Raw genomic sequence first — 6,617 nt, 5'->3', positions numbered from 1 at the left:
CCATTGATGTGTGTATAATCTTAAATATCATACAATGGGAGAGCTATATATTTTACTGGTATATTTGGGTAAATAAGTGTTTCTTCTAATCTAGCGGAAACTGTCTACTTTAGTTTAGCAGTCACAACGATCCAGGGGCCGTTGCTAATCCTCCATCTCCAAAGATCTTTCCCTATTCAACATACGATTTATTTGAAATAATAATCGTTGCGCCATGATCATATCTTCTTATATGATTTGAAAAAGCGTGTTTGCGCTCAGTTCATCGAAGCTAAATAACCTAGTTCATCAATAATTAGTAGTTCTGGGGGACTATACCTTTTTAATAATCCGTTGGATTCACCCTTGTTTTTCTGCCTTCTGGCACTCAGGTATAAAATTATTGGCATTAATAAAAAGGACTTGGTGACTGTTTGTAATAGCCTCGAAAGCCATATAAATGGCTAAATGTGTCTTTCTTAACCCTAGTGGCCCCAGTAGTAAATGTTATATCCATTATGAATATATCTACCGGATAACATTTCTTTAATTCTTCGTTCATCTATACTATGTTAAAAACTAAAATCGAAGTCATAAATGCTTTTGATGTAGGAAAGCTTTGCTTTTTTAAGACGTATATCTAAAGCTGTCTTTTCTCTCTGTTCGATTTCTTGTGATAATAACGTGATTAAGAAGTCCGAATATGATACATTATTTTTAGATGTATTTTAAGTAAACTATCTATTTGATTTTAATGGTTTAGAAAACCTTTGGCTATGTAGGGTCAGAGAGCTTATAGCAAGGTAACAAGAAACTACTAAGGTTATACTTAAAAAAGCTAAAAGCTTTTCGGGGGAATCCGAATGTCTTCTACGAAAATCACAAACTGCATTGGCATTCGAAATCAAAGAAGAAGGATTCCGATTAAAAGATATTTTTCCTACTGTAGGGATTCCTGAAGCAACCCATCATTATCATATGGAACGCTATGACAGAGAAGATACAGAAACAGAATTAAAAGAGCTCATCACAAAACTATTTAGAACCTTTCATGAACATTATGGTTATAAACGAATTACAAAAGATTTAAAGAAATTTGGGCATTGCACCAAGTGCATAATGAAGGAACTAGGATTAAAATGTGTGAAGTTCATGCGGAAATCCCGTAAATACAACTCTTATAATGGGAGAGTTGGAAAGGTAGCGAAAAATCGGTTGTCCCGCCGTTTTAGCACATCTATTCCACTTCAAAAGTTAGTAACAGACATAACGGAATTCAAATGTCTAGGCGAAGAGAAGTTATACTTAAATCCGATTCTTGACCTTTATAACGGAGAAATTATTACGTATGACATCAAAAAAGGCCCAACATTAAATTTTGTCATGCCCCCTTTAATAGAATTAATAGGGATACTGAAGAGTCGGGTAGCCTACTGTACTGGATCCACTCCGATCAAGGCTGGCATTACCAACACAATCAGTAAGTGAGGACACTAAAAGAAAATAAAATATTCCAAAGCATGTCGCGCAAAGTCACTTGCGCAGATAATGCACCTACGAAGAATTTTTTTGGCATTTTAAAGCAAGAAATGTATTATGGTGAAAAATTAGTAAGCTATGAAGAATTAAAAGTCGGATTGAAGAATATATTTACTCGTTCAACCATGCACGATCCAAAGATTAAATTGGCAGGGTTGAGTTCAGTTGAATCTCCCAATCAATTCAGCCAAGCAACTACATAATATAAACTCTAATTTTATTAAATTTGTATAAAATAATTTATGGTTATTTTTATCATTCTGTTTGAGTTTATATCTTCTTCTACAATTCTTTATTGATATCATTCCGTCGTGTTAGAATATATACAGATTTAATTATTTTGATCTGAATTAGTTCAGATTTTAAATAAATAACTTTTAACAATTATAATAAAATTTTTGTAGTACAAAGAAATTTGTAGAATAATGCATTATAATTTTTGTTAAACTAATTAAAACTACTAGAATGCAGGGGATTTAAATGAATATATTTTCATCATCAAAGAAAAAAAAAATAAATAAATTAAAAAGAAATATAAGCTATATCCAAATGGAAAATAAACTTGTAATTACAGGGGCTTTTAATAAAGATAGTTACTGTGCAAAAGAATTATGGCTGGTGTCTAGAGAAACTGATGAAAGTTTTAAAATTGTAGAGATTAAACCGACACATGAGTTTAAGTTTGAGGTGAACCTTGATGAAATAATAAAAAACAATTATTTAATTTCCGGTGTTTCCTATGATTGGTATTTTAAGGTACGTACACCATTATCTGAAGTTAGTAAAGAAAAGTATACAAACGATAATTGTAAAATAATTAATGAAGATAATGAAATATTATGTGAATATTTAATACGATGTGGCAGATTTGCATTAACTGAAATAGTTAAATTACCATTTTACTATTACAACAGTGATTCAGTTATAAATTATCTGACTACAAAGGGGAATTTATCGTTAATTGTAAATGGAGAACCATACTCTCCTACAAAAATTCAAATTGATAAGTTTAAAAAAAGTCATGGTTGTATAAATATAGAAGGTAAACTTTTCACAAAAAATTCTATTATTACCACTGGAAGTATTTTACTATTAGGTAGAAATACTGGGAGTAAGTTGGAAATCAATGGCCTTAAACTAACTCATAGGAATGAGGAAGTTACTTATAGATTTGGTTTAAATCGTTACTATTATAAAGCTACAATCAATATAGCTGAATTGTTTAAAAAAAAGGATATAACAGAAGATATATACGATCTGTTTCTTAAAGTTTCGATGCATGATATGCATGAAGAAAAGTACATTAGAATTGGGAGACCAACATTTAAAGCTAAATTATTTCTAAAGGATTTATATATTAAGCATAAGCACAAGGCAATAGTGGTTAATCCATACTATACATTTAAAAAAGAAAACTTGTCATTTGAAGTTTACAATTATTCAACAGATGTATTTAATTATATGAGAAAATTAATGCGTTGGTCTTGGCTAATTAGAAAAGTAAAATATAACAAAAAAACATGGATTATAGGTGAAAGGACTTATAAAGCTCAAGACACAGGTTATGCTTTTTTTAAGCATATTAGAGAGAATTATCCAGAGAAAAGAGTATACTATGTAATAGATAAAGATTCACCCGAAAGGAAAAACGTGGAAAAATATGGTAATGTTCTTTTGTACAAGTCTAAGGAACATATTTTAAAGACTATAATGGCGGAAAAAATTGTTTCATCTCACCATCCTGATTATCTATATCCTATAAGAACCTATGCATTTAAGAAAAAGGTAAAAGCTGATAAGGTTTTTCTTCAGCATGGCATTATGGGCACTAAAAATATGGTAGCTAATTATGGGAAAAATGCTCCTAATTTTGATACTGATTTTTTTATGGTTAGTTCTGACTTTGAAAAGCAAATGATTGTTAATGATTTTAATTATGATCCAAGACATGTTTTCGTAACGGGTTTATCCAGATTTGATACTCTTTTTGATGGTAAAGGTACAGTGAAAAGACAATTATTAATTATCCCTACTTGGAGAGATTGGATTATTACTGATGATGATTTTCTGGAAAGCGAGTATTTTTGTAATTATAAAGCTTTAATTAATAATAAGGATTTGCATAAAATTTCGCGGGAACATAATTTTGAAATTATTTTTTGCTTACACCCAAACATGCAAAGATTCAGAAAGCACTTTCAAGATAAAAACGTAAGAATAATAAACCAAGGTGAAGTTGATGTACAACAGTTAATTAAAGAAAGTGCACTTATGATTACCGATTATTCAAGCGTTGCTTTTGATTTTAGTTTTCTAGATAAACCGATAATATATTATCAATTTGATCGAAAAAGATTTATTGGAAATAGGCCGTCTCATTTGGACTTAAACAACGATTTACCAGGTGAAATATGTTTTAATGAAAATAATTTATTAAATTTAATTGAAGAATATGCATTAAATAATTTTGTTGTGAAAGATATTTATAAACAGAAAGCTAATAAATTTATTAAGTACAAAGATAAATTATCTTCTGAAAGAATATATAAAGTAATAAGTAAATATAGTGCTAAAAGAAATATAAGCGACAATCCTAAAATTGCTATGTTTTTAAATGCTCTCTTCAAAAAGTATCGTAAGAGTAAATATTATTTTCCTAGCATGAAGCTTTTTTATAATCTGGGAACGAAAATTATCCCAGTTGATAAGAATTTAATTCTTTTTGAAAGCGGACTGGGTAAGCAATATGGAGATAGCCCTAAAAATATATATGAGGAGATATTAAAACAAGAGCTTAGTTATAAAAAAATCTGGGTTTATAATAATAATTACAGATTCGTTGATCAAAACACTGTAAAAATTAAAAGATTAAGCCCGTTATATTATTATTATTTAATAAGAGCAGGTTATTGGGTTAATAATCAGAATTTCCCTTCGTATATAAAGAAAAGGAAATCTACTACCTATCTACAAACATGGCATGGTACCCCATTAAAGAAAATGTTGTTTGATTTAGAGGAAATACATGGTAGAAGCGATGATTACTTAGAAAGAATAGGAAAAGCAGTTCAAAGTTGGGATTATCTTATTTCTCCTAGTAGATATGCTACAAAAGCTTTTAAGAGTGCGTTTAAATATAATAATGAAATTTTAGAAGTGGGCTACCCTAGAAATGATATTTTTTATAAGGACGGCTTACAAGATACAATTAATAAAGTTAAAAATAGACTTAATGTTGATAATAAGAAAGTAATATTGTATGCTCCAACATTTAGGGATGATCAAACGAATAACAAAAATAAATTCTTATTTAATATAAATATGGATTTGTATAAAATGAAAGAACAGTTAGGTAATGAATATATAGTTTTATTAAGAATGCATGTCGTCATTAACAATAAGCTGCAAATAGATGAAGATTTAAAAGATTTCGTTAAAAATGTGTCTAAGTATCCGGACATTCAAGAATTATTATTAGTGACTGATATTTTAATTACAGATTATTCATCAGTCATGTTTGATTTTGCCAATACAGGTAGGCCTATGTTGTTCTTCACTTATGATCTAGAGAAATATAGAGATAATTTAAGAGGGTTTTATTTAGATTTTGAAAAGGAAGCTCCTGGTCCTTTTGTCTTTAATACTCAGGAAATTATACAAAATGTATTGAACATAGATAAAGTTATTTATAATCATAAGGATAACTATAAATCATTTCAGAAAAAGTTCTGTTCATTAGAGGACGGAAAAGCTGCTCAAAGAGTAGTTGATAGGATTTTTAAATAGTTCTTAGTAAAAAGGTCTGTTAAAACAGGCCTTTTTACTAAGAAATGAATTATAATATGAATAGAAAGAGACTTATAAACAAGTAAAGGCATTAACTTTTGAGGAGTAAAAAAGATGAAAAAGAAGCTGTCCAGAATTATACAAAAGTTTTTAAAGTTAGTATTTATTATAATAGCTAGGATTCCTGTGAAAAAAAATTTAATAGTCTTTGAAAGCTTTTTAGGTAAACAATATAGTGATAATCCAAGAGCGATATACGAGAGATTATTAGATAGTGATTTAGACTATAAAATGTATTGGATTTTTGATAGAAGATATAAGGATGCTTTTCAAATAGAGAATATAAAAACTGTAAGAAGGATGTCGTTGAAATGGGTTTACTTGATGGCAAGAGCTGAGTTTTGGGTTTCGAATAGTAGGTTACCATTGTGGATACCAAAACCAAAGCATACAAAGTATTTACAAACATGGCATGGTACCCCCTTAAAAAGATTAGCAGCTGATATGGAAGAAGTTCATATGCCTGGTACAAATACAACTAAATACAAGGAGAATTTCCTTAAGGAATCGAGTAAATGGGACTTTTTAGTATCGGCTAATGCATATTCTACTGAAATATTTAAACGAGCGTTTCAATTTGATAGGGAAATTATAGAATCGGGTTATCCTCGAAATGACTTCTTGATTAATGCGAATAACCAAGAAAGTATTAATAATATAAAAGAAATAGCGAATTTACCATTAGATAAGAAAATAATTTTATATGCACCTACATGGAGAGATAACCAGTTTTATGCAAAGGGAAGGTATAAGTTTGATTTACAAATGGACTTTGATCAATTAAAAAAACGTTTTAGTAAAGATTATATTATTTTGTTAAGACTTCACTATCTAGTTGCTGAAAAATTGGACTTAAAAGGATATGAAGGATTCATTTATGATTTCTCAAAACATGAGGATATTAGAGAGTTGTATTTAATAGCTGATCTATTAATTACCGACTATTCTTCCGTTTTTTTTGACTATGCAAACTTAAAAAGACCTATGTTGTTTTATGTATATGATATAGAAGAATACCGCGATAATTTACGGGGGTTTTACTTTGATTTTGAACTGAAAGCACCAGGACCTTTGGTAAAAACAACGGAAGAAATTATTAAAGAAATATCTCAACTTGAAGAAAATGGCTTTATACCATCTGCTACAACTGAAGAATTCTATCAAAAATTTTGTTATCTAGAAGATGGCGAAGCTAGTAAACGTGTAATAGAGAAAGTTTTTAAAGGATAACTTTTTAAACAGGTTTTTGATTT

At 29.3% G+C, this 6,617-nt stretch carries 4 protein-coding genes and 2 pseudogenes; 4 read left to right on the top strand and 2 right to left on the bottom strand.

The features are described 5' to 3' along the window. Window positions 1-339: 339 nt before the first annotated feature. Window positions 340-477, bottom strand: coding sequence for an ATP-binding protein (locus RVS70_RS23400; protein WP_121603905.1), 138 nt, complete (start codon window positions 475-477; stop codon window positions 340-342). 74 nt (window positions 478-551) lie between these two features. Further along, window positions 552-692: pseudogene (locus RVS70_RS23395) on the bottom strand (ATP-binding protein); the annotation flags it as partial. 178 nt (window positions 693-870) lie between these two features. On the opposite strand from RVS70_RS23395, the gene RVS70_RS12310 reads away from it, so the two are divergent. The 4 genes and pseudogenes from RVS70_RS12310 to RVS70_RS12295 form a co-directional block, all read left to right on the top strand. Then, window positions 871-1,467, top strand: a complete 597-nt coding sequence (locus RVS70_RS12310; RefSeq protein ID WP_121603904.1) for an IS3 family transposase — start codon at window positions 871-873, stop codon at window positions 1,465-1,467. A gap of 32 nt (window positions 1,468-1,499) precedes the next feature. Next, window positions 1,500-1,721 carry an IS3 family transposase gene (locus tag RVS70_RS12305; protein ID WP_121603903.1) on the top strand — a complete coding sequence of 74 codons (222 nt, stop codon included), beginning with the start codon at window positions 1,500-1,502 and terminating at the stop codon, window positions 1,719-1,721. A 277-nt stretch (window positions 1,722-1,998) separates the two neighbouring features. Beyond that, a complete protein-coding gene (locus RVS70_RS12300; RefSeq protein WP_121603902.1) occupies window positions 1,999-5,304 on the top strand; it encodes a CDP-glycerol glycerophosphotransferase family protein in 3,306 nt (1,101 codons plus the stop codon). A gap of 105 nt (window positions 5,305-5,409) precedes the next feature. Continuing rightward, window positions 5,410-6,594, top strand: a pseudogene (locus tag RVS70_RS12295) (CDP-glycerol glycerophosphotransferase family protein); the annotation flags it as partial. Window positions 6,595-6,617: the final 23 nt, after the last annotated feature.

This window comes from Virgibacillus sp. M23, assembly GCF_034190895.1.
In the GTDB taxonomy this organism is placed as follows: Bacteria; Bacillota; Bacilli; order Bacillales; family Amphibacillaceae; genus Virgibacillus; species Virgibacillus salarius.
This window is presented reverse-complemented; position numbering and strand designations above follow the sequence as displayed.

Coding starts and splice junctions, on each gene's coding strand:
- RVS70_RS12300 (WP_121603902.1), top strand. CDS start 1,999: ATGAATATATTTTCATCATCAAAGAAAAAAAAAATAAATAAATTAAAA.
- RVS70_RS12305 (WP_121603903.1), top strand. CDS start 1,500: ATGTCGCGCAAAGTCACTTGCGCAGATAATGCACCTACGAAGAATTTT.